Annotated in this window: 18 protein-coding genes and 2 pseudogenes; 10 read left to right on the forward strand and 10 right to left on the reverse strand. The window is 68.8% G+C overall.

All coding sequences use genetic code 11. From position 1 onward, the window contains the following. Nucleotides 1-115 precede the first annotated feature (115 nt). From ACIBK0_RS01035 to ACIBK0_RS01070, 8 genes are all read left to right on the forward strand, one after another. Complete coding sequence (locus tag ACIBK0_RS01035) at nucleotides 116-1273, forward strand: mandelate racemase/muconate lactonizing enzyme family protein (RefSeq protein WP_399074225.1); 1158 nt, start codon at nucleotides 116-118, stop codon at nucleotides 1271-1273. Continuing rightward, the gene (locus ACIBK0_RS01040) at nucleotides 1270-2274 is read left to right on the forward strand and encodes a zinc-binding dehydrogenase (protein WP_399074227.1); all 1005 of its coding nucleotides are present in this window, start codon (nucleotides 1270-1272) and stop codon (nucleotides 2272-2274) included. Before ACIBK0_RS01035 ends, ACIBK0_RS01040 begins: the two co-directional genes overlap by 4 nt. A 128-nt stretch (nucleotides 2275-2402) precedes the next feature. After that, on the forward strand, nucleotides 2403-3401 hold the full coding sequence (locus ACIBK0_RS01045; protein WP_399074229.1) for a hypothetical protein: 999 nt from the start codon (nucleotides 2403-2405) through the stop codon (nucleotides 3399-3401). 5 nt (nucleotides 3402-3406) lie between these two features. Further along, nucleotides 3407-4513 (forward strand): multiple monosaccharide ABC transporter substrate-binding protein, encoded by a 1107-nt coding sequence (chvE, locus tag ACIBK0_RS01050; protein WP_399074231.1) that lies wholly within the window; start codon nucleotides 3407-3409, stop codon nucleotides 4511-4513. A gap of 32 nt (nucleotides 4514-4545) precedes the next feature. Further along, nucleotides 4546-6096: a multiple monosaccharide ABC transporter ATP-binding protein gene (gene mmsA / locus ACIBK0_RS01055; RefSeq protein WP_399074232.1), complete on the forward strand. Its 1551-nt coding sequence runs from the start codon at nucleotides 4546-4548 to the stop codon at nucleotides 6094-6096. Continuing rightward, nucleotides 6093-7340 carry a multiple monosaccharide ABC transporter permease gene (gene mmsB, locus ACIBK0_RS01060; protein ID WP_399074234.1) on the forward strand — a complete coding sequence of 416 codons (1248 nt, stop codon included), beginning with the start codon at nucleotides 6093-6095 and terminating at the stop codon, nucleotides 7338-7340. The genes mmsA and mmsB overlap by 4 nt, the downstream gene beginning before the upstream one ends. A gap of 53 nt (nucleotides 7341-7393) precedes the next feature. Then, on the forward strand, nucleotides 7394-8542 hold the full coding sequence (locus ACIBK0_RS01065; protein WP_399074236.1) for an aldose epimerase family protein: 1149 nt from the start codon (nucleotides 7394-7396) through the stop codon (nucleotides 8540-8542). Nucleotides 8543-8722: 180 nt separating this feature from the next. Further along, nucleotides 8723-10426, forward strand: coding sequence for an aminotransferase class I/II-fold pyridoxal phosphate-dependent enzyme (locus ACIBK0_RS01070; RefSeq protein WP_399074238.1), 1704 nt, complete (start codon nucleotides 8723-8725; stop codon nucleotides 10424-10426). Between the two features lie 102 nt (nucleotides 10427-10528). Here ACIBK0_RS01070 and ACIBK0_RS01075 read toward each other — a convergent pair. After that, nucleotides 10529-10777, reverse strand: a pseudogene (locus tag ACIBK0_RS01075) (family 43 glycosylhydrolase); the annotation flags it as partial. Here ACIBK0_RS01075 and ACIBK0_RS01080 point away from each other — a divergent pair. Next, complete coding sequence (locus ACIBK0_RS01080; RefSeq protein WP_399074240.1) at nucleotides 10682-11431, forward strand: intradiol ring-cleavage dioxygenase; 750 nt, start codon at nucleotides 10682-10684, stop codon at nucleotides 11429-11431. The pseudogene ACIBK0_RS01075 and the gene ACIBK0_RS01080 sit on opposite strands and share 96 nt — an antisense overlap. 95 nt (nucleotides 11432-11526) lie before the next feature. On the opposite strand, the gene ACIBK0_RS01085 is transcribed toward ACIBK0_RS01080, so the two are convergent. Both ACIBK0_RS01085 and ACIBK0_RS01090 read right to left on the reverse strand, forming a co-directional pair. Next, nucleotides 11527-12450 carry a sulfite exporter TauE/SafE family protein gene (locus ACIBK0_RS01085; protein ID WP_399074242.1) on the reverse strand — a complete coding sequence of 308 codons (924 nt, stop codon included), beginning with the start codon at nucleotides 12448-12450 and terminating at the stop codon, nucleotides 11527-11529. Between the two features lie 112 nt (nucleotides 12451-12562). Further along, nucleotides 12563-13007: pseudogene (locus ACIBK0_RS01090) on the reverse strand (Rrf2 family transcriptional regulator). A 69-nt stretch (nucleotides 13008-13076) separates the two neighbouring features. Here ACIBK0_RS01090 and ACIBK0_RS01095 point away from each other — a divergent pair. Further along, nucleotides 13077-16046 (forward strand): beta-galactosidase, encoded by a 2970-nt coding sequence (locus ACIBK0_RS01095; protein ID WP_399074244.1) that lies wholly within the window; start codon nucleotides 13077-13079, stop codon nucleotides 16044-16046. Here the strand turns inward: ACIBK0_RS01095 and ACIBK0_RS01100 are convergent. The 7 genes from ACIBK0_RS01100 to ACIBK0_RS01130 all read right to left on the reverse strand — a co-directional run bounded on the left by ACIBK0_RS01100 (nucleotide 16043) and on the right by ACIBK0_RS01130 (nucleotide 23552). After that, nucleotides 16043-17545, reverse strand: a complete 1503-nt coding sequence (locus ACIBK0_RS01100) for an alpha-N-arabinofuranosidase (RefSeq protein WP_399074246.1) — start codon at nucleotides 17543-17545, stop codon at nucleotides 16043-16045. The genes ACIBK0_RS01095 and ACIBK0_RS01100 overlap by 4 nt on opposite strands. A 91-nt stretch (nucleotides 17546-17636) precedes the next feature. Further along, on the reverse strand, nucleotides 17637-18602 hold the full coding sequence (locus ACIBK0_RS01105) for an arabinan endo-1,5-alpha-L-arabinosidase (RefSeq protein WP_399074247.1): 966 nt from the start codon (nucleotides 18600-18602) through the stop codon (nucleotides 17637-17639). 16 nt (nucleotides 18603-18618) lie between these two features. After that, complete coding sequence (locus tag ACIBK0_RS01110) at nucleotides 18619-19476, reverse strand: carbohydrate ABC transporter permease (protein WP_399074249.1); 858 nt, start codon at nucleotides 19474-19476, stop codon at nucleotides 18619-18621. Beyond that, complete coding sequence (locus tag ACIBK0_RS01115; protein WP_399074251.1) at nucleotides 19473-20411, reverse strand: carbohydrate ABC transporter permease; 939 nt, start codon at nucleotides 20409-20411, stop codon at nucleotides 19473-19475. The genes ACIBK0_RS01110 and ACIBK0_RS01115 overlap by 4 nt, the downstream gene beginning before the upstream one ends. After that, nucleotides 20408-21763, reverse strand: coding sequence for an extracellular solute-binding protein (locus ACIBK0_RS01120; RefSeq protein ID WP_399074253.1), 1356 nt, complete (start codon nucleotides 21761-21763; stop codon nucleotides 20408-20410). The genes ACIBK0_RS01115 and ACIBK0_RS01120 overlap by 4 nt, the downstream gene beginning before the upstream one ends. Before the next feature lie 149 nt (nucleotides 21764-21912). Further along, complete coding sequence (locus ACIBK0_RS01125) at nucleotides 21913-22782, reverse strand: SMP-30/gluconolactonase/LRE family protein (protein ID WP_399074255.1); 870 nt, start codon at nucleotides 22780-22782, stop codon at nucleotides 21913-21915. Continuing rightward, nucleotides 22779-23552, reverse strand: coding sequence for an IclR family transcriptional regulator (locus tag ACIBK0_RS01130; RefSeq protein ID WP_399074257.1), 774 nt, complete (start codon nucleotides 23550-23552; stop codon nucleotides 22779-22781). Before ACIBK0_RS01130 ends, ACIBK0_RS01125 begins: the two co-directional genes overlap by 4 nt. Nucleotides 23553-23698 lie beyond the last annotated feature (146 nt).

Consider the following 23698-nt stretch of genomic DNA (forward strand, 5'->3'; position numbering starts at 1 on the left):
CCGTTATGCGTTCGACCCATTGACACCCCCGGGGCCACGTCCTTACTGTCACGCCAGCATTTCGAACGTGTGACGAAATTTCGAACAGAGCCGAAGAGCACAGGGGGCAACTGCCGTGCGCATCACGGGAATCAGCACACACGTGGTCGGGACGCCCTGGCGCAACCTGACATACGTCCAGGTGCACACCGACGAGGGCATCACCGGAGTCGGCGAGACCCGCATGCTGGGCCACACCGACGCACTGATCGGCTATCTGCGGGAGGCGGAGGCCAATCACATTCTCGGCTCCGACCCGTTCGCTGTCGAGGACCTCGTACGACGTATGAAGTACGGCGACTACGGGCGCGCCGGTGAGATCGTGATGTCCGGCATCGCCGTCATCGAGATGGCCTGCTGGGACATCAAGGGCAAGGCCCTCGGAGTACCGGTGTGGCAGCTGCTCGGCGGCAAGGTCACCGACAAGGTCAAGGCGTATGCCAATGGGTGGTACACCACGGAGAGGTCTCCCGAGGCTTACCACAAGGCCGCCCAGGAGGTCGTCGCCCGCGGGTACAAGGCCCTCAAGATCGACCCCTTCGGGACCGGTCACTTCGAGCTCGACCACGAGCAGAGCCTGTACGCCGTCTCACTCATCGAAGCCGTGCGCGACGCCATCGGGCCCGAGGCCGAGCTGATGCTCGAGATGCACGGCCGCTTCTCCCCGGCCACCGCCATCCGGCTCGCCCGCGAGCTCGCGCCCTTCAAGCCCGCCTGGCTGGAGGAGCCGGTTCCGCCGGAGAACCTCAAGGCCCTGGAGAAGGTCGCCGCCAAGGTCGACATCCCGGTCGCCACCGGTGAGCGCATCCACGACCGCATCGAGTTCCGCGAGCTGTTCGAGGCCCAGACCGTCGACATCATCCAGCCCGACGTCGGTCACATCGGCGGCATCTGGGAGACGCGGAAGCTGGCCGCCACCGCCGAGACGCACTACGTGCTCGTCGCCCCGCACAACGTCGGCGGGCCCGTCCTGACCGCCGCCTCCCTCCAGGTCGGCTTCACCTCGCCGAACTTCAAGATCCTGGAGCACTTCAACGACTTCGCGGACGCGGAGATCAAGAAGGTCGTGAAGGGCGCGCCGCAGGTCGTCGACGGCTACTTCCAGCTGTCGCACGAGCCCGGTCTCGGCGTCGAGCTGGACGTCGACGCGGCGGCCGAATTCCCGCAGCAGCAGGCCCGGTTCGATCTCTGGGCGGACGGCTGGGAGCAGCGCAAGCCGAAAGGGACGCAGTGAGCACCGCGGTCGTCATCGAGGCGCCGGGCGAGCACCGGCTGACCGCTCACGAGCCCCGGGAGCCGGAGGCCGGCGAGGCACTCGTCCGCGTCCACGCCGTCGGCATCTGCGGCAGCGACCGCGAGGTCTATCAGGGCAACCGGCCCGAAGGATACGTGCGCTACCCGCTCACGCCCGGCCACGAGTGGTCCGGGACGGTGGAGAGGGTCGGCGCGGGAGTGCCGGAGTCCCTGGTCGGCCGCAAGGTCGTCGGTGAGGGCTTCCGCAACTGCCAGGTCTGCGACCGCTGCCACGCGGGCGAGACCACGCTGTGCACGGCGGGGTACGAGGAGACCGGCTTCACCCAGCCGGGCGCGATGGCCACCACGCTCACCCTCCCGGCTCGGCTGCTCCATGTCCTGCCGGACGACGCCGACCTGACGGCCGCCGCCCTGCTGGAGCCTGCCGCCTGCATCGCGGCCGCCGCGCTCAAGGCGAACGCCAGGCCCGGTGAGCGGGTCGCGGTGGTGGGGACGGGGACGCTCGGCATGTTCGCCGTGCAGTTCCTGAAGGCGGGCTCCCCGGCCGAGCTGCTCGTGGTGGGCACCAGGCCCGATCGCGACATGCTCTCCAGGGACTTCGGCGCCACCGACTTCCGTACCAGGGACCAAGAACTCCCCGACGACTTCGACGTCGTCATCGAGACCGCCGGGTCCGAGTCCGCCGCGCGCACCGCCGCCTCCCTGCTCAGGCGCGGCGGACGCCTGGTCCTGACGGGAATCCCGGCGCCCGGCGCCGAGGGACTGGACCCCACCGATCTCGTCGTACGGCAGCTGGAGGTGCACACCGTGTTCGGGGCGCCGCCGGAGGCCTGGGCGCACACGGTGCGGGTGTTCGGCGCGGGGCTGCTGAACCCGTCGCCGCTGGTCACGCACGAGCTGCCACTCGCCGAGTTCCCCCAGGCCATCGAGCTGGTGGGATCCGGGGATCCCAAGGTCGGAAAGGTCCTTCTGCGTCCATGAGCCGTCCATGAGCCAGGTTCTTCCGCGCCCCTGATCCGTACGCCGGTACGGAGACACCTGACACTCCGTACCGGCGTACACCCACCGACACGAACCATGTCCGAAATATCGAACGCGAAGGACAGCTTGTGACCGACGCCTCCCTAACGGCAGCCCGTCGACCCGGTGAGCAGGCGCTCGCCGCGCTCGGCCTGGGCGCGCCCGACCTCTCCCCCGCCGACGCCTCGCCGCACGCCTTCCCGGGAGGCGGCCGCTGGCGCACCGAGGTTCCGTCCGTCGAGGGCCCCGAGGCCGTTGCCGTGGTCCTCAAGGAGTCCTCCCGGCTCGATGTGCCGATCCATCGGATCAGCCAGGGCAGCGGTGTCTGGATGCTGACCGACGCCGAGATCACCGAGATGGTCGAGGCCACCGGTGAGCGCGACATAGAGCTCTGCCTCTTCACCGGACCGCGCGGCACCTGGGACATCGGCGCCTCCGTACGCACCGACTCGCGCGGCGCCGGGCTGCGCGCCCGGGGCCACGACGCGGTCGCCGGCTGCGTCGAAGACGCCGTCCGGGCAACGGAGTTGGGCGTCAAGTGCCTGCTCGTCGCCGACGAGGGAGTGCTGTGGACGCTGCACCGGGCCCGTGTCGCCGGGATCATCCCGGCCGACACGACCCTGAAGGTCTCGGCGCTGATCGGCCCGGTCAACCCGGCCTCGTACGCCGTGTACGAGAACCTCGGCGCCGACTCGGTCAACGTACCGAGCGATCTGACGCTCGATCACCTCACCGAGATACGGCGGGTCTCCGCCGCCCCCATGGACATGTACATCGAGGCCCCCGACGACCTCGGCGGGTACGTGCGGATGTACGAGGTCGCCGAGCTGATCCGGCGCGGCGCACCGCTCTATCTGAAGTTCGGTCTGTCCAAGGCGCCCGGGATCTACCCCTACGGCACCCATATGCGGGACCTGACCCTGGACACCGCCCGGGAGCGGGTGCGGCGCGGCCGGCTCGCTCTCGACCTGCTCGCCCGGCACGGCGCGGACGGCGACATGGCGCCGCTCGGCTCCCGGCTGCCCGGCCCGCTCCACCGCTTTTCCACCGCTGTGACCCCTCTCAACGACGAGACGAACAAGGACTGATGACCATGCGCAACCGCAGAGCAGCCCTCGCCGCCATAGCCGGAGCCGCCTCCCTCGCCCTGACCCTCACCGCCTGCGGCCAGAACAGCGAGGGCGGCAGCAAGGAGGACAAGGGCAGCAGCAAGGGCGGCACCATCGGCATCGCGATGCCGACCAAGTCCTCCGAGCGGTGGATCGCCGACGGCAAGAACGTGGTCAAGAACCTGGAGTCCAAGGGCTACAAGACCAAGCTGGTCTACGGCGAGGACGACCCGGACCAGCAGGTCTCGCAGATCGAGAACCTGATCACGCAGGGCGTGAAGGCCATCATCGTCGCCGCGATCGACAACAAGTCGCTGAACAACGTCCTCCAGCAGGCCGCCGACGCCAACATCCCGGTCATCGCCTACGACCGGCTGATCCTCGGCACCAAGAACGTCGACTACTACGCGTCCTTCGACAACACCAAGGTCGGCGAGCTGCAGGCCAACTACATCGTCGACAAGCTCGGCCTGAAGAGCGGCAAGGGCCCGTTCAACATCGAGCTGTTCGCCGGCTCCAACGACGACAACAACACCAAGTACTTCTTCAACGGCGCCATGAGCGTCCTGCAGCCGTACATCGACAGCAAGAAGCTGGTCGTCCAGTCCGGCCAGACCGGTCTGACCCAGGTCACCACCCTGCGCTGGGACGGCGCCACCGCGCAGAAGCGCATGGACGACATCCTCACCAAGTCGTACCAGAGCAAGAAGGTCAACGCGGTCCTCTCGCCGTACGACGGCATCTCCATCGGCATCCTGTCGGCGCTGAAGTCGGACGACTACGGCTCCAAGGACAAGCCGCTGCCCGTCGTCACCGGCCAGGACGCCGAGCTGGCCTCGGTGAAGTCGATCATCGCGGGCGAGCAGACGCAGACCGTCTACAAGGACACCCGTGAGCTGGCCAAGGTCGCCTCGACCATGGTCGACGACGTCCTCAACGGCAAGAAGCCGCAGACCAACGACACCAAGACGTACGACAACGGCGCCAAGGTCGTCCCCGCCTACCTGCTGCAGCCGGTGAGCGTCGACAAGACCAACTACAAGCAGGTGCTGGTCGACGGCGGCTACTACACCGAGTCCGACCTCAAGTAACCGCCGGCTCCTAGTGATTGGAAGGCACGACCATGGCGGGACCCGTCCTGGAAATGCGCTCGATCGTCAAGACCTTTCCCGGCGTCAAGGCGCTGTCGGACGTCACACTGACCGTCCGCCAGGGCGAGGTCCACGCCATCTGCGGTGAGAACGGCGCCGGGAAGTCCACCTTGATGAAGGTGCTCTCCGGCGTCCATCCGCACGGCAGTTACGAGGGTGAGATCCTCTTCGAGTCGGAGGTCTGCAGCTTCAAGGACATCCGGGCGAGCGAGCACCACGGCATCGTCATCATCCACCAGGAGCTGGCGCTGGTGCCGTACCTCTCCCTCGCGGAGAACATCTTCCTCGGCAACGAGCACGCCAAGGGCGGGCTCATCAACTGGAACGAGACCCTGCGGCACGCCACCGAGCTGCTGCGCCGGGTCGGTCTGGACGATCACCCCGAGACCCGTGTCGCCGACATCGGCGTGGGCAAGCAGCAGCTCGTGGAGATCGCGAAGGCGCTGTCGAAGAAGGTGAAGCTGCTCATCCTGGATGAGCCGACCGCGGCCCTGAACGACGAGGACAGCGGCAAACTCCTTGATCTCATCCTGGAGTTGAAGAAGCAGGGCATCACCTCGATCATCATCTCCCACAAGCTGAACGAGATCCGCAGGGTCGCCGACTCGGTGACCATCCTGCGCGACGGGCGGTCCATCGAGACCCTCGACGTGAAGGCGCCGGAGACCACCGAGGACCGGATCATCTCCGGCATGGTCGGCCGTGACCTCGACCATCGCTTCCCCGAACGCACCGCGTACGAGGGAGAGGTGGGCGCGGCCCCGGCCCTGGAGATCCGCAACTGGACGGTCCACCACCCGATCGACCAGCAGCGCAAGGTGGTCGACGACGTGTCGATCAGCGTGCGGCGCGGGGAGATCGTCGGCATCGCGGGGCTCATGGGCGCCGGCCGCACCGAGCTGGCGATGAGCGTCTTCGGGCGCACCTACGGCCGGTACGCGGGCGGCACGGTCCTCAAGGACGGCACGGAGATCCGTACGAAGTCCGTCGCCGAGGCGGTCGGGCACGGCATCGCGTACGTCACGGAGGACCGCAAGCACTACGGCCTCAACCTCATCGACACCATCAACCGCAATATCTCGCTGACCGCCCTGAACAAGGTGGCCAAGCGCGGTGTGGTCGACGAGCACGAGGAGCGGCAGGTCGCCGAGCGCTTCCGCAAGTCCATGAACATCAAGGCGCCGACCGTCTTCGAGCCGGTGGGCAAGCTGTCCGGCGGCAACCAGCAGAAGGTCGTGCTCAGCAAGTGGATCTTCGCGGGGCCGGAGGTGCTGATCCTGGACGAGCCCACCCGCGGCATCGACGTCGGCGCCAAGTACGAGATCTACACGGTCATCGACCAGCTGGCCGCCGAGGGCAAGGCGGTCGTCTTCATCTCCTCCGAGCTGCCCGAACTGCTCGGCATGTGCGACCGCATCTACACCATGGCCGCCGGGCGGCTCACGGGCGAGGTCCCGCGGGCCGAGGCCACGCAGGAAGTGCTGATGCGCCAGATGACGAAGGACAAAGAGGTATCCCGATGAGCACGGACGTAACCGCCAAGACCCCGGCCCCGGCGCCGCCCGGGAAGAGCGGGAGCTCGGCCGCCGGCGGCGGCCTGCTGCAGCTGATGCTGGACGGCCTGCGCCGCAACATGCGCCAGTACGGCATGCTGATCGCGCTCGGCCTGATCGTCGCCCTCTTCGCGGTCTGGACCCACGGCGACCTGCTGCTGCCGCGCAACGTCTCCAACCTGGTGCTGCAGAACAGCTACATCCTGATCCTCGCGATCGGCATGATGCTGGTGATCATCGCGGGTCACATCGACCTGTCGGTCGGTTCACTGACCGCGTTCGTGGGCGCGTTCGCTGCCGTGCTGATGGTTCAGCACAGTATTGCGTGGCCTGTCGCACTGGTCCTGTGCCTGCTGGTGGGCGCGGTGGCGGGCTCCTTGCAGGGATTCCTGATCGCCTATCTCGGCATACCGTCCTTCATCGTCACCCTCGCCGGCATGCTGCTCTTCCGCGGCCTGACGGAGATCCTGCTGAAGGGCCAGACCCTCGGCCCGTTCCCGGACGGGCTGCAGAAGATGGGCAACGGCTTCCTGCCGGCGGTCGGCCCGAACACCAACTACCACAACATCACGCTGCTCCTCGGCCTCGCGCTGATCGTCTTCGCGGTCCTCCAGGAGATCCGCGACCGGAAGCGCCAGCAGGAGTTCTCGCTGGTCGTGCTGCCGAGGAACATCTTCCTGCTCAAGCTCGTCGCCATCGTCGCCGCGATCCTCGTCGTCACGATGCTGCTCGCCAGCTACAAGGGCGCGCCGACCGTGCTGATCATCCTCGGCGTCCTGGTGGTCGGTTACGGCTACGTCATGCGCAACGCCGTCTTCGGCCGCCACATCTACGCGATCGGCGGCAACCTGCCGGCGGCGAAGCTGTCCGGCATCAAGGACAAGAAGGTCACCTTCTATGTCTTCCTGAACATGGGCGTGCTCGCGGCCCTGGCGGGTCTGGTGGTCGCCGCCCGCCTCAACGCGGCCTCGCCGAAGGCGGGCCTCAACTTCGAACTCGAGGCGATCGCCTCGTCGTTCATCGGTGGCGCGTCCATGAGCGGCGGCGTCGGTACCGTCCTCGGCGCGATCATCGGTGGTCTCGTCCTCGGTGTGCTCAACAACGGCATGAACCTCCTCAGCGTCGGCACCGACTGGCAGCAGGTCATCAAGGGCCTGGCCCTGTTGGCGGCGGTCGGCTTCGACGTGTGGAACAAGCGCAAGTCCGGTTCGTAAGTCAGCTGGGCCCCGCCGCCAAGGCGGGGCCCCACCCTTTACGGGAGCCGCAAATGGAACTGAACAGACGCACGGTCATCGCAGGGGCCGCGGCCGCGGGCATCGCCGCGACCACGCTCGGGGGAACGGCACACGCCACGGGAGGCAGGAAGCCGGTGAAGGAGCTCTTCGGCAAGCTCGCCGACGGGACGAAGGTCTACCGCTGGTCGCTGGAGAACGGCGGCACGCGCCTGAAGGTCCTGTCCTGGGGCGGCGTCGTCCAGTCCCTGGAGATCCCGGACCGGCACGGCCGCTACAAGAACGTCTCTCTGGGCTTCGACAACATCGAGGACTACGTCGCGAAGACCCCTTACTTCGGCGCGCTGATCGGCCGGTACGGCAACCGCATCGCCAAGGGGCAGTTCACCCTCGATGGCAAGAGCTACCAGTTGTCCGTCAACGACGGCGCGAACAGCCTGCACGGCGGTACCCAGGGCTTCGACAAGCACGTCTGGGACGTGGAGGGCTTCACCTCCGGCTCCGACGTCGGCCTCGTGCTGCACTACACCAGCGTCGACGGCGAGATGGGCTACCCGGGCACGCTCAAGGCGAAGGTCACGTACACCCTCACCCGGCACGGCGACTGGCGCATCGACTACGAGGCCACCACCGACAAGGCCACCGTCGTCAACCTCACCAGCCACGTCTACTGGAACCTGGCGGGCGAGGGCAGCGGCTCGATCTACGACCACGAGCTGAAGATCGCCGCCTCCCGCTACACGCCCGTCGACTCGGGACTGATCCCCACCGGTGAGCTGGCCAAGGTCGCGGGCACGCCCTTCGACTTCCGCCGCACCAAGACGGTCGGCGCCGACATCCGGGTCGCCAACCAGCAGCTGCTGTACGGCAAGGGCATCGACCACAACTGGGTGCTCGACAAGGGCATCACGGCGAAGCCCGAGCACATCGCCACCCTGCGCGACCCGTCCTCCGGCCGCACCCTGAAGATCGCCACCGACCAGCCGGGCCTGCAGTTCTACTCCGGCAACTTCCTCGACGGCACGCTCGTCGGCACCGGCGGCCACATCTACCGGCAGGGCGACGCGCTGTGCCTGGAGACGCAGCACTTCCCGGACTCGCCGAACCAGCCGAAGTTCCCCACGACGGTGCTGCGACCCGGCGCGACGTACCGCAGCACGACGGTGCACTCGTTCAGCGCCTGAGGCCCTCGACGGCCTTGCCGGACCCCCGGTTGCCCCGGGTGGCGAACCCACACTGAATTCACACGAGTTGAACAGCGCCACCTCCGTATCCGTATGACAGGGCGGCCCGTGCTCCCCCGCACGGGCCACCCAGACGGAGGGCCCGTCCTCCCCACCGGGCCCGCCCTATACGGAGGTTCCATGGCCGGCAATGTCACCTCGCTCTTTCGCGGCACTGCGGCGCACAGCCCGTCCATGGCCGCACTGACGCGGGAGAGTGACGGGGCCGGTCCGGTGGACTTCTGCATCCCGTGCAATCCGTACTTTCCGACGCCCGCGATGTTCGACGAGCTGGCGGGCCGCCTGCGCGAGATCATCACGTACTACCCGAGCAGCGCCGACACCATCACCGGCGAGCTGTGCTCGCTGCTCCAGCTCCCGCCGCAGTGCGTCGCGATGGGCAACGGATCCACCGAACTGATCACCTGGATCGACCACCTGCTGGTCCGGGAGTCCCTCGCGATACCCGTCCCCACCTTCGGCCGCTGGACCGACCAGCCGATGGAGACCGGCAAGCGGGTCGACATGTTCCCGCTCCAGGAGTCCACCGGATTCGCGCTCGACCTCGCCAAGTACGCCGAGTTCATCCGCGCCCGCGGCACGCGTGTCGCCGTCATCTGCAATCCGAACAACCCCGACGGCGGCTTCCTCCCCCGCCAGTCGGTCATCCAGTTCATGGACGCCATGGCGGACCTGGACCTGATCGTCATCGACGAGTCGTTCCTGGAGTTCGCCGACGCCGAGTCCGAACCGAGCGTGGTCGAGGACGCGGTGATGCGGCCCAACGTCATCGTGTTGCGCAGCCTCGGCAAGAACTTCGGCCTGCACGGCATTCGCTTCGGCTACCTCGTCGCCAACCCGGCCCTCGCCGGCAGGGTCCGCTCCATGCTGCCCAAGTGGAACCTCAACTCCTTCGCCGAGACCGTGGTGTTCATGCTCAAGGAACACGGTCAGGAGTACACGCAGAGCCTGCACATGGTCCGCCGCGACCGGCTCGACATGGCTCAACAGCTCTCCCAGCTGCCCGGTCTGACGGTCTACCCCTCGCAAGGCAACTTCCTCTTCGTGCGCCTCCCCGTGGGCGCCGAAGGCACCGTGGTCCGGGACCGGTTGCTGACCGAGCACCGGGTCCTGGTCCGCGAGTGCGGCAACAAGATCGGTTCGTCCAGTCGCTTCCTGAGACTCGTGGTGCGCCCCCAGGTGGACGTGCGTCGCCTGGTGTCCGGCCTGGAACAGGTGCTCTACGGGACCAGGAGGGGAGCCGCCGTGCCCGAGCTGAGCACAGGGACCAGCTACAGCTCGGGTACGGCGGCGGTGGACCGCCTGGTCAGCGCCACGAACGGGGCGGGCATGCAGGGCCTGGCCGCGCAGGCGAACGCGTGGCCGGGGCCCGCGGCGGCACAGCCCGGACCGATGCCGAGTCTGCCCGCCGCGCAGGTGTCGAACTTCCCCGCCCCGCAACAGCCGGCGGCCGTGTCGAACTACCCGTCCCCGCAGCAGCCCGCGGCGGTGTCGAACTTCCCGTCCCCCGCTCCGGGGCCCGCCACCCCGCAGCCCACCGCCTGGCCGGCGCCGGCCGCGGCCCAGGCACCCGGGGCGATGCCGGGCCTGGCCCCGGGTTCGGCACCCGCGCCGGCGATGCCCGCCGCGGCCCAGGCCCCAGGTCTCCAGCCCGTCGCCCAGGCTCCCATGCCCGGGATGACGAACGCCGCCTCGCAGGGAGCCCACGGAGGCCTGACCGCCGCCCAGGTCCGGGGCCGCACCCAGCCGGAACCCCAGCCCCAGCCGCAGCAGCCCACCGGCTGGCCGGCCGTGGGCGCCATGCTGTACGGCCAGGCGGGGTAGGGCCTGCCTTTCGGAGCACGCCGGCTTCGGGCTACGGCCCCTCACCACTGCCCGGTGAGCCCCGCGGCCGGCCGTGACCCGAAAGACGGGCCCTAGGAGGGTTCAGTACGCGACGGGCCACCCGGTGCTCCAGTTCAGCAGGTTGATGCCGAGCTTGGGTGTCCCGCTGTCGTTGCCGTCGTAGTAGTGGTAGACGATCAGGTCTCCGTCCGAGTCGGCCATGATGGACTGGCCGCCGGGGCCGATGACGCTGCCGTGCGACTCGAGCACCGGCGTGCCGCCGTTGTTGAGCATGGCGACCCCGCTGCGGTCGTAGTACGGCCCGATGACGCTCGTCGCCCGGCCCACCCTGCCGCCGCGGCGGACGCGAGCCCCGCCGCCGCGGCGGCTGTCTGCACCCTCACCAAGGAGATGACCGAAGGCCCCTACTACCTCGACGGACAACTCGTCCGCTCCGACATCACCGAAGGCAAGGCCATCGCCCCCCTCAAGCTGGCGCTCACCGTGGTCGACGACGACACCTGCGCCCCGCTCGGCAACGCCCTCGTCGAGATCTGGCACTGCGACGCGCTCGGCGAGTACTCCGGCTTCGTCGGCAACAACGGCCACACCGAACCGGACGACGGCACCTTCCTGCGCGGCGGCGTGCTGACGAACTCCAGCGGCGTCGCGAACATCACCACGATCTACCCCGGCTGGTACCGGGGCCGCTGCGTGCACATCCACGTCAAGGTGCACACAGGGGTCACGCTGACGTCCGACGGCTCGTTCACCGGCGGCCAGGAACTCCACACGGGCCAGCTGTTCTTCAGCGAGACGGTCACGACCGCCGTCGCCAAGGTCTCCCCGTACTCGACCAACACCGTCACCCGCACCACCCTCGCCCAGGACTCCACCTTCGACGACGGAGGAGCCGCCTCCGGCCTCCTCACCCTCACGACCCTGGGCAGCCCCGCCTCCTCCGGCTACGCCGGCACCCTCACACTCGGCGTCGAACAGAGCTGACCAGCAGACCCTCCCCCCACGGAGAAAGGGGCGGCCCGCATCGACGCGGGCCGCCCCGCCCCGACCCTTCTCGTCAGGCCGCGCGCGAAGACCGCCTACGCCGCCACGGGCTGCCGCTCCTCGACCGCTGCCTCCGCCTCCGCCGCCTGCTCCTTGCGGTAGGCGCGGATCGAGTACGTGAGGGCGGCGGCCCACAGCGCGTACAGGAGGACGTAGACCGGGGTGCTGAGCCCCGCGGACGCGCCGAGCCAGTCGCTCTTCAGGAGCGTACGGACGTTGGTGACGATGATGACGCCGCCGACTGCCGAGCCCAGTACGCGCGGCGGGACCAGGCGGACCAGCCAGGCGGCGACGGGCGCGGCGACCAGGCCGCCCAGCAGGAACGCGAGGACCCAGCCCCAGTTCAGGCCCTGCGAGCCGAGCGAGAAGAGGAAGCCGAGGATCGCGGCGACGGCGACCAGGAACTCACTGGTGTCGACCGAGCCGATCACCTTGCGCGGCTCCATCCGGCCGCTGGCCAGGAGCGCCGGGGTGCCGACCGGCCCCCAGCCGCCTCCGCCGGTGGCATCGAGGAAGCCGGCCACCAGGCCGAGCGAGGCCAGGAACCGCTTGCGCAGGGGCTTGCCCAGCTGCCCCTTCGTCATGCCGCGGAAGGTGAAGCGCGACATGACGTACAGGCCGAGCCCGAGAAGGATCAGCGACATGGCCGGCTCGGCGACCTCCGTCGAGAGCTTCGAGAGCTTCGAGAGGACCGTCGCGCCCAGGAAGGAGCCGACCGCGCCCGGCACGCCGATCTTGGCGACGACCTTCCAGTCCACGTTCCCGAACCGCCAGTGCGAGGCGCCGGACATCAGCGTGGTGCCGATCTCTGCGAGGTGCACCGTGGCCGAGGTGGCGGCCGGGTTGGTGCCCATGGCGAGCAGCAGCGTGGTCGACGTCACGCCGTATGCCATGCCGAGGCTGCCGTCCACCAACTGGGCGCCGAGGCCCGCGAGGGCGAGCAGTATCAGCGTGCGCATGGGGAGGACCGTCCCGTCGTTGCCCGGCTTTCCTACCGGTTGGGTAGGGATGAACGGGAGGTGACGCTAGATGCCGAAACTGAGGACAGCCTGAGGGCGGGATGAGGATCGTTCACAGCGGGATCGTGCGGGGCGACGGGTTCACCCACGCCACCGGCGCCCCCTCCGCGATGTCCGCCGGCGAACCGCCCGCAAGGATCTTCCGTACGTTGGCGCGGACCGCGGCCCGCAGGGGGGTGCAGCGGTTCGGCGGGCCGGTGTGCGCCGGCTGGGTGGGCCGTTCGCCGCGCAGGGGGACGATCGGGCCGTCCACCGTAGGGATGGCGTCGGCGACGGTGACGCCTCGGCGGCGTGCGCGAGCCGGTCGCCGCCGCTGCCGCCGCGCCGGCCGGTGACGGTCCGCCGCGCCGGAGATCGCCGAGGATGCCCTCCAGGAACTGGTGCGGAATGCCCTGAGCTGCAGCGATGACCTCCGCCTTCACCGGGCCGCCGTCCTGCCGTACGGCGAGCTCCGATGCCGCCCGTACCGCGTAATCCGCCCGCGCCGAGATCCTCATATGACCGGTGTGGGAGGTTTCGCTGTGGACAATGGCCGCACCCGCGCCCTGTCCCCGGGAGGACCCCGCATGGTGTTGAGCAGACGTACCTTCAGCGCACTCGCCGGCACCGCCGCGCTCGGCCTCTCCTTGAGCGGCAGCGGAAGCGATGAGGCGTGCGCCGCCGGAAGGGCGCCCGTCGCTCCCACCGGGCCCGCGCCCGGCCCGCCCGCGGCCGACGGCAAGAAGCACACCGTCGGCTTCGACCGCTACTCGATGCTGATCGACGGCAAGCGCCTCGTGCTCTGGTCCGGCGAGGTCCACCCCTTCCGTCTGCCGAGCCCCTCGCTGTGGCGGGACGTGCTGGAGAAGCTGCGCGCCCACGGCTACAACACGATCAGCGTCTACGTGTCGTGGAACTACCACTCCCCCGCGCCCGGGAAGTACGACTTCACCGGCGTCCGCGACCTCGACCTGTTCCTGCGCACGGCCGCCGAGACCGGCCTGTACGTCATCCTGCGGCCGGGCCCGTACATCAACGCCGAGGTCGACGCGGGCGGCTTCCCCGGCTGGCTGACCGTCACCAAGGGCACGGCCCGCACCTCCGACCCGACGTACCTGAAGTACGTCGACGAGTGGCTGACCGCCGTCGACCGGATCGCCGCGAAGCACCTCTACACCAAGGGCGGCGGCACGATCGTCCTCTACCAGCTGGAGAACGAGTACGCGAACAACGTCAGCAGCTCCCTGGGCCGCGACTACATGACCCACCTGTACACCAAGGTCCGTGCGGACGGCATCGACGTGCCGCTCTTCCACAACGACAAGGGCAGGAACGGACACTGGGCCCCGGGAACCTTCGACACGGGCGGCGAGAAGGGCCGTTACCTGTACGGCTTCGACGGCTATCCGTCGCCGTTCGCAACCCCGCCCGACTGGGGCTACTTCGGCGTCGGCGGGACGAAGGGCGGCTCGACCGCGAGTCCCGAAACCCCAGGATTCATCGCCGAGTTCGGGGGCGGCTGGTTCGATCCGTGGGGCGGGGCGGAGTTCGACGGCAAGGGATACGCGGAGTCGCGCCGGACCCGGGACTCGGCGTACGAGCGGCGCTTCTACCTCACCAACCTCGCCAACGGCATCAAGATCCACAACGTCTACATGACCTTCGGCGGTACTTCCTGGGGATGGCTGCCGGCACCGATCGTCTACACCTCGTACGACTACGGTGCCGCCCTCGACGAGGCCCGGCAGCCCACCGCGAAGCTGATCCCGATGCACCAGATCGGGCAACTTCTGCACTGCGTGCCCGACCTGGCGAAGCTGGACCGCGCCGGGGACATCACGGTCGGCGACACCGGCATCAAGGCGTACCACCTCGTCAATCCGGACACGGAGGCGCACTTCTACGTCCTGCGCAATGACAGCGCCACCGAGTCCGTCGCCTCCGTCCCGCTTGCCGGAACGACTGTCTCCGTGCCGGTCCCCGGCCTCGACGCCCGGCTGCTCGCCACCGGAATCGTCCTGGGACACCGGAAGTTGCGCTACTCCACCGCCCAGCCGATGCTGTGGCTCGCCACCGGGCGCCAGGACATCGCCGTGTTCACCGGCTGGGCGGGCGAGTCGACGCAGACCGCGCTGGAGTGCGCGAGCAAGCCGACGGTCACCGTGCTGGAGGGCAACGCGGGGCACGAGTACGCGGACGGCGTCCTGCGGATCGATGCTCAACTGAACACGCTCACCAGGGTGCTGGTGGAGGGCGGCGGCATCTCGACGCCTCTCCTGCTGTTGCTCGCCGCCGACGAGATGTCCGGACGGCTGTGGCGCTACGACACCCCGTCCGGCCCCGTGCTGGTACGCGGCCCCGCACTCCTGCGCACCGCCGTCCTGCGCGGCACGACCGTCCATCTCACCGGGGACACGATCAAGGCGGCGGACCTGGAGGTCTGGGGACCTCGCGGGATGAGTGAAGTCGTTTGGAACCAAGGCACGTTGAAGGCAGTGGCCACCAAGTCCGGCAGCCTGCGGGCCGAGCAGCGGCTGCCCGGCGCACCCGTCGTCCGGCTCCCGGCCCTGACCAACTGGCGCCGGTCCGCCGAGAACCAGGAGTCCGCCGCCGACTTCGACGACAGCGGCTGGAAGGTCGCGAACAAGAGGTCCTCGCACAGTGTTACCCCTGTACCCGCCGGGCAGCCCGTACTGTTCGCCGACGACTACGGATACCACTACGGCGATGTCTGGTACCGGGGGCACTTCGATGACGCGGGCAAAGCGGAGTCCGTGTCCCTCTCCTACATCTCGGGCGCGCAGGGGCTGCTGATGGCCTGGCTGGACGGGAAGCCGCTGGGGACGCATCGGATGCCGGTGCCGGACAAGAAGACGGTCCGGCAGGGGACTTGGTCGGCGACGGCGACGTTCCCCGTCCCCGAGAAGACGGGACCGCGTGTACTGTCCGTCCTCGTGCGTCGGATGCAGCACGACGAGGACGGGGCCGCGAAGGACACCCACAAGGTGGCCCGGGGACTGACGGGCGTGACCCTCAAAGGTGCTTCTCCGGCCGTCACTTGGCGGATCCAGGGCGAGGTGGCCCCGGACCCGGTCCGCGGGCCGGTCAACAACGGGGGTCTGTTCGGGGAGCGGCACGGCTGGCATCTGCCCGGCTTCGCCGACACCGACTGGAAGGTCGTCGACTTCCCGCGCGACGAGCGGCGCCAGGGCGTCACCTGGTATCGCACCGACTTCCGGCTCGCCGTCGACGCGAGCGTGGACGCCTCGATCGGGCTGACGCTCACCGACGACCCGGCCCGCGCCTACCGCGTCCAGATCTTCCTGAACGGCTGGAACACAGGCCAGTACATCAATGATGTGGGCCCCCAACACACCTTCGTCCTGCCGAACGGACTGCTGCGCACACGTGGGCTCAACACGCTGGCCCTCGCGGTGCTGTCCGACGGGACCACACCGGCAGGACCGGGCAAGGTAGCACTGACACTGTTGGGCAGCGCGGCCGGAGGAGTACCGGTGACGGCGGTGGACTCCCCCGGCCACGCGCTCAAGCACTAACGCAACCGGATCACGTTCCACGACAGCGGCTCCAGGACGGCGCTCAGCGTGCCGTCCTGGAGGGTGGTGCCCTCGACCGGGTGCGGGGTGACCCGCTGCTGGTCGTCGACGGTGTTGGTGGCGTCCGGGTCGGCGTCGGCCAGTGCGCTGTGCTCGACGATCGTCGTCAACCCCAGTTGGTTCAGGGCTACTTCGAGCGGAAGCGGCTCGCTCTGGCTGCGGTTGACGGCGAAGACGGTGACCGAGCCGTCCTCGGCGCGCACGGCGGTGGCGTGCAGCAGGTCCGCCTCGCCGTACTTCTTCGTCCCGTACGTCGGCGAGTCCACGCGTACGTCGAGGACCTGACCGCGTCCGTACTTCGAGGCCTGCGCGAAGGGGAAGAACGTGGTCTGTCGCCAGGCCGCGCCGCCCGGCTCCGTCATGATCGGCGCGATGACGTTGACGAGCTGGGCGAGGCAGGCGACGGTGACGCGGTCTGCGTGCCGCAGCAGCGCGATGAGCAGGGAACCGAAGACGACCGCGTCCGTGACGGAGTAGACGTCCTCCAGGATGCGTGGGGCCTCCTGCCAGTCCTCGACGGGGTGCGGGTTCGGGCGGCTCTGGTACCAGACGTTCCACTCGTCGAAGGAGAGGTTGATCTTCTTCTTGGACTTGAGGCGGGCACCGATGTGGTCACAGGTCGCCACGACGTTCTCTATGAACGACTCCGTGTCGACGGCGGAGGCGAGGAAGGAGTCGCGGTCGCCGTCGGTCTCCTCGTAGTAGGCGTGCAGAGAAATGTGGTCGACGAGGTCGTACGTCTCGGCCAGCACCGTCGCCTCCCACTCCGCGAAGGTGGGCATGGACTGTCCGGAGGAGCCGCACGCGACGAGTTCGAGGTCCGGCTCGATCTGCCGCATCGCGCGGGCGGTCTCGGCGGCGAGTCGGCCGTACTCCTCGGCGGTCTTGTGGCCGGTCTGCCAGGGCCCGTCCATCTCGTTGCCCAGGCACCACAGCTTGATGCCGAACGGGTCCTTGTCGCCGTGCGCCACCCGCAGGTCCGAACGGGCCGTGCCAGCAGGATGGTTGGCGTATTCCTGGAGTTCCAGTGCCTCGGCGACGCCGCGCGTGCCGAGGTTGATCGCCATCATCGGCTCGGCCTGCGGACCGATCTTCTTCAGGAAGGCGATGTACTCGGAGAGGCCGAAGCGGTTGGTCTCCGTCGAGCGCCAGGCGAGGTCGAGCCGGCGGGGCCGCTCCTCCACCGGGCCTACCGAGTCCTCCCAGTTGTAGCCGGAGACGAAGTTGCCGCCGGGGTAGCGGATCGTGGTCACGCCGAGTTCGCGGACCAGTTCCAGCACGTCCGTGCGCAGACCCGTCTCGTCGGCCGAGGGGTGGCCGGGTTCGTAGATGCCGGTGTAGACGCAGCGGCCGAGGTGTTCGACGAAGGATCCGAAGAGACGGGGGTTGACCTCCCCGATGGCGAAGGCGGGGTCGAGGGCGAAGCGGGCGGTACGCATGGTGTCCTTTCGGGGCGTGTGCGGTGGGGGTGCTGTCGGTTCTTGGGCGAGTGCAGGTGGTCTGTGGCTGGTCGCGCAGTTCCCCGCGCCCCTAACCCACCCCGGGCCAGCCGTTCTTGTGCCAGCTCAGCCTGTTCAGGCCCAGCTTGGGCGTGCCGTTGTCGTCCGCGTCGTAGTAGTGGTACGCCAGCCAGTCCTGGCCTTCGTCGCGGAACACCGACTCGCCACCGGTACCGACGAAGCGGCCGTGTCCGGCGAGAACGAGGTCGCCGCCGCCGTCGAGCATCGGCGTGCCGCTGCTGTCGACGTAGGAGCCGGTGACGCTCGTCGACCGGCCGACCCTGATCTTGTAGGTGGAGTTCACGCCCGCGCAGCAGGCGTCGTACGAGGCGAAGAGGTAGTAGTAGCGACCGTGTTTGACCACGTACGGGCCCTCGACCGCGTACGGCTCGTCCGGACGGGTCGCCAGGTGGTGGACGGTGGCGCCCTCGACGGCCTTGCCGGTCCTCGGGTCCAGTTCGACCATGCGGATGCCCGTCCAGTACGAGCCGAAGGCCATCCACAGCCTGCCGTCGGCCCTGGTCACCGCCGGGTCGATGGCGTTCCAGGCGTCGCTGGTCCCGGAGGTGAAAGCCTTGCCGTGGTCGGTCCAGGTGCCGGGCAGGCCGCTCGGGGAGGTGGCGACGCCGATCGCGGAGTGGTTGGTGCCCCAGGAGGAGACGGCGTAGTACAGCCAGTAGCGGCCGTCGCGGTAGGAGATGTCGGGGGCCCAGGGGTCGCCGGTCGAGTTGTACTCGTACCACCAGCTCGGCGGCGCGGCGAAGGCGTTGCCCGCGTCGTCCCACTGGACGCGGTCCTTGGAGAGACGGGCGCCGATGATCCCGCCCGTCGAATAGGCCACGTAGCCACCGGACTTGAGGCCGATGACCGTGGGGTCGTGGATGATCTGCTGGCCGGTGATGGGCTGCGGGTCGGGATACTCGGCGGCCTGCGCGGTGGTGGGCAGGAGGGCGAGGGCCGCTGCGGCGAGGACCGCCGCCAGTCTGAGGCGCGTCACTTGGCGATCTCCTTGATCACTGGCCCGCGAGGCCGGTGTGCGCGACACCGGCGACGATCTGGCGCTGGAAGAAGACAAAGACGATGATCAGCGGCAGGCCCGCCATCAGGCCGCCGGCCATGAGCTGGGCCCACTGGATGCCGTAGGAGTTCATGACGGTCGCGATGCCGTTCGGCATGGTCATCAGGTCGGGGTTGTTGGTCACCATGTACGGCCACAGGAAGTTGTTCCAGGACGCGATGAAGGTGAAGATGCCGACCGCGGAGAGCGAGGGACGCGAGAGCGGGACGACGATGGTGAAGAAGACCCGCCAGCGGCCCGCGCCGTCGATGAAGGCCGCCTCCTCCAGCTCGCGCGGGATGCCCTGGAAGAACTTGTAGAGGATGTAGACCATCGCGGCGGGCGCGCACTGCGGAAGGATCATGCCCCAGTAGGTGTCGACCATCCCCATCTGCTGGACGGTGGTGAAGAGGGGGACGCCGAGGACCGCCGGGGAGACCATCAGACCCGCCATGACGACGCCCATGAGGACGGCCTTCCCGCGGAACTCGGTGCGGGCGAATCCGTAACCGGCGAGCGCGCTCACCAGGACCACCAGGGACGTCACGCACACCGAGACGACCAGGGAGTTGACGAACCAGCTCGTGATGTTGCCGCTCTCGAAGAGGGCCTTCCAGGCCTGGCCCGTCCAGTCCTTGGGCAGCCAGTGCGGCGGCACCTCCACGGCCTCGGTCTCGGACTTGAGCGAGGTGAACAGGCCCCAGGCGAACGGCGCGAGGAAGACGACGGAGACCGCCGCGCCGAGCAGGGTGAGGACGACCTGGCTGGGCGTCCAGGACGAACGGCGGCGCTTCGTCTGTACGGCGGTGGTCATCGGGCGCTCTCCTCACGGTTGCGCAGCAGCCACATCCGGGCGAGGGCGACGGCCGCGATGATCACGAAGAAGATGATGGAGATCGCGGAGGCGTAGCCCACGCGATAGCTGGTGAAGCCCTCTTCGAGGGTGTACTGGACGAAGGTGCGGGTCGAGTTCTCGGGGCCGGGGCCGAAGTCCATCATCACCACTGCCTGGTCGAAGACCTGGAGCGAGGCGAGGATCTGCAGGGCGATGACGAGTCCGGTGATGTTGCGCAGCATCGGCAGGGTGATGTGGACCATGCGGTGCCAGGCGTTGGCGCCGTCCAGCTTGGCGGCCTCGTAGAGGTGGTCGGGGATGGACTGGAGCGCGGCGAGGTAGAGCAGGAAGCTGAAGCCGACCGTCCACCACAGGGTCTCGATGACGATGGCGAGCATCGCGTACGACTTGTCGGTCAGCCACGGGGTGTCGATGCCGAAGACGTAGTTGATCATTCCCGTGCCGGGGTTGAACAGCCACTGCCACAGGTTGCCCGCGACCGTGGAGGGCAACAGGAACGGAGCGAAGAAGCACAGCCGCCACAGCCACTTCCCGCGCTCGATGTGGTGGGCGAGCATCGAGAGGAGGAAGGCGAGGACCGTGATGCAGGGCACGACCAGGAGCGTGAAGTACGCGCTGTGGCCGAGCGCGTCCCACATCAGCGGGTCCTTGAGGGCCTCGCGGTAGTTGTCGAGGCCGATGAAACTCTCGCCGTCGCCGGTGATGTTGGCGTCCGTGAAGCTGAGGTAGAGGCCGCGCAGCAGCGGCCAGATCACGAACAGGGTGAAGAGCACCAGGAAGGGCGCGACGAACCAGCCGCCGTGCTGGAAGCCCTGCTTGCGGCGGAGGGTGGCACTGGCGGTGGCGGTCCTCGCGCGCGCCGGTGCGATGACGGTCTGAGCGCTGGTCGTCATGCGACCGCACCTCCCTGCGCTGCGGTCTTGCCGTCCATGGGGTTCTTCATCGCGAGCAGCGTGGTGAGCTCGCTCTTCATCCGGCGTGCGGCGGCGTCCGGCTTGGCGGAGCCCATCGTCGAGGAGACGACGATCGGGCCGACGCGCTGGGCGAGGATGCCGGTGGAGCCCGCGAACCACACCTTCGGTTCGGTGGCCTGGTGGTTCATGGCCGACACGTACTCGTTCTGCGGGTAGAGCTTCTTGTACGCGGCCGTGGACAGGGTCGGCGTGTAGGCGGGGATGTGGCCGCCGGCCGCCCACTGCTGGGCGTGCGTGACTACGTAGGCGGCGAGTTGGTGGGCGGCCTCGTTCGTGGCGCCGCCACGGTCGGACTGGTGCGGCAGGACGAAGGAGTGCGACTCGGCGTGGGTGGCCTGCCTGCCGAAGACCGGCGGCAGCGGAATCGCGCCGTAGTCGAGCTTCGCCGCGTCGTAGACCGGTACCGACCAGTTGCCCTCCCAGGCGAAGGGGGCACCGTTGATGAACTGTTCGGCGCCGACGGAGCCCATGCCGGGGTTCGCGTACCCGTCGGTGACGTGCCGGCGCAGGAACTCCAGGACCTGGGTGGCCTTGTCGGTGTCGAAGGTGACCTCGGTCCTGGCGTCGTTGAACCAGGTGCCGCCGAGCTGGGTGTAGAAGGCGACGAAGAACCACCACTGGAAGTTCTGGTCGTTGATCCACAGACCGATGGTCTGCAGCCCCTTCTTGGTGGCCGTCTTGGCCTCCTTGAGCACGTCGAACCAGTCGTCGGTCGACGTGATGGGGACGATCCGGTCGTTGTCGCCGAGCAGGCCCGCCTTCTTCAGCACGTCCTTGCGGTAGAAGCAGAGCTGGACGTGGATGTCGAGCGGGAGGGCGTAGAGCTTGCCGTCGATGACGCCGCGCTGCCACAGCTTGGGGTTGTAGTCCTGCTCCCGTATGCCGTACTTGGCGAGCAGGTCGACGTCCCAGGCGTCGAGCAGGCGGCCCGGCGAGAAACCGGTGACCCGGCCCATGTGCATGACGCCGAGGTCGGGTGCGCGGTTGCCCGCGGCCGCCATGGCGAGCTTGGTGTAGAAGGGGTTGCCCCACTGGAGGGTCGAATCCTTCACGGCGATGCCGGGGTTCGCCTTACGGAAGGCGTCCAGCATCGCGATCATGTTGTAGCCGTCGCCGCCGCTGAAGAGGTTCCAGTAGCGGACGCGGGTGCTCGCACTGGACCCGAGCGCGTCCGCGCCGGTGCCGAGCGCGGCAAAGCCAAGGCTGCCCGCGACCGTCAACCCACCCACTCCGGCCAGGAGTTGCCTTCGATTCAGGCCAGGTCGTCCCATTCCCCGCCCTTACTGTTCGAGATTTCGATAGACGATCGCAACTTCGAACGGGACCGTAGATAGGAAGCGCTTACTCGTCAATGGTTTGCGCAAAAGTCGGAAGTCCCCGTCCAGCAGGAAAGCAACTGGACGGGGACTTCTGAACGCTGCTACCCGGCGAACGCGGGCTGCGGCAGGCCCTTCCCGGCGCCGGGGACGACGAGCAGCGAGCCGGAGAGCGGGTGCGGTGCGTCCAGGCCCGTGCGGGCCGTGGTGATGTACAGATCGGTCAGGTCCGCGCCTCCGAAGCCGCAGGCCGTGGGGCGCGATACGGGCAGTTCCACGATCCGGTCCAGCTCGCCGGACGGGGTGTAACGACGGACCGCTCCGCCGTCCCACAGGGCCACCCATACGCAGCCGTCGGCGTCGACCGTGAGGCCGTCGGGGAAGCCGGCGCCTTCTTCGATGGCCACCAACTGCCGCCTGTTGAAGGGCAGGTGGTCGTCACCGCTCACATCGAAGACATCGATCCGGCGCGTCGGCGAGTCGATGTAATACATGAGCCGGCCGTCCGGGCTCCAGCCCGTGCCGTTGCTGACGGCGACGTCGTCGAGGATCGTGCGTACGGTTCCGTCCGGGGCGAGCCGGGACAGCGTGCCGCCGCGCGGAGCCTCGTCGTAGCGCATGGTGCCGAACCAGAGCGAGCCGTCGGGGGCGACCGCCGCGTCGTTCGCGCGGCGGCCCGGGACGGGCTCGCGGTGCAGCCACCGGAAGGGCTCGCCGGATCCCTCCGGCCCCTTCGGCCCGTAAAGGCCCACGCCATCACGGAGGTTGACGACCAGGCCGCCCCCCGCGCGGGGCTTGGCGGCGCCCACGTGCTGTTCGGTGGCCATGACCGTGCGGTGTCCGGAGACCGGGTCGTACGTGTGCACCCGGGAGCCGAGGATGTCGACCCAGATGAGCCGCTGTGCGTGCGGGTCCCAGGTCGGGCCCTCGCCGAGGGTCGCGTACGCGCGTACGGCGACCTCGGGGGCCGTCATCCGACGCTCCGGTGGCCGAGCCGCTCGGACAGCTCGGCGGCGCCCTTCGCGGCCAGCTGCTCCAGTTCGGCGCGGCGCTCGTCACTCCAGCGGATCATCGGCACGGAGATGGAGAGCGCGGCGACGACCTGTCCCGTACGGTCGCGCACCGGGGCGGCGACGCAACTGACGTCCGGGTTGGACTCGCGGCTCTCCACGGCGATCCCGCGGCGGCGGATCTCGGCGAGGGCCTCGCGCAGGGCGGTCGGGTCGGTGATGCTGTTGGGCGTCATCGCGACCAGCTCGGCGTCGTCGGGGATGCGCGAGGTCAGCTCCACATCGCGGAGCGAGGCGAGCAGCATCTTGCCGACGGAGGTGCAGTGCGCGGGCAGACGCCGGCCCGCCGCCGACACCATGCGCACGGCGTGCGTGGAGTCGACCTTGGCGATGTAGATGACGTCGGTGCCTTCGAGGATGGCCACGTGTACGGTCTCGTCGCAGGTCTCGGCCACCGAGCGGGCGACCTGCTGGCCCTCGGCGGCGAGGTCCAGTTGCTCGGCGTACCTGCTGCCGAGCTGGTACGGGCGTACGCCGAGCCGGTAGCGTCCCGGCTGGCCGGGCACCTGGACGATGTACGACCGGGCGGCGAGCGTGGTGACCAGCTCGTGCACTGTCGTGCGCGGCAGCTGCAGCTTGCGCACGATGTCGGGGGCGGAGAGTGTCCCGTCCCCGTCCAGGAAGAGCTCGAGTATGTCGAGAGCCCGGGTCACGGCAGGTACGAGGCGTCCCACAACCGGCCCCCTCCCTTGTGTTCGAAATTTCAACAGACGATCGGCATGACGAACACAGGTTACTCATGGCTGTCTTGAGCGGGCAATGGTCGGGGACGGGGGCACCTTTCATCGAGGGGACCGGTGGGCGGGCCGACGGGTGGGCC

The organism is Streptomyces sp. NPDC050564 (assembly GCF_044457265.1).
Lineage (GTDB): Bacteria > Actinomycetota > Actinomycetes > Streptomycetales > Streptomycetaceae > Streptomyces.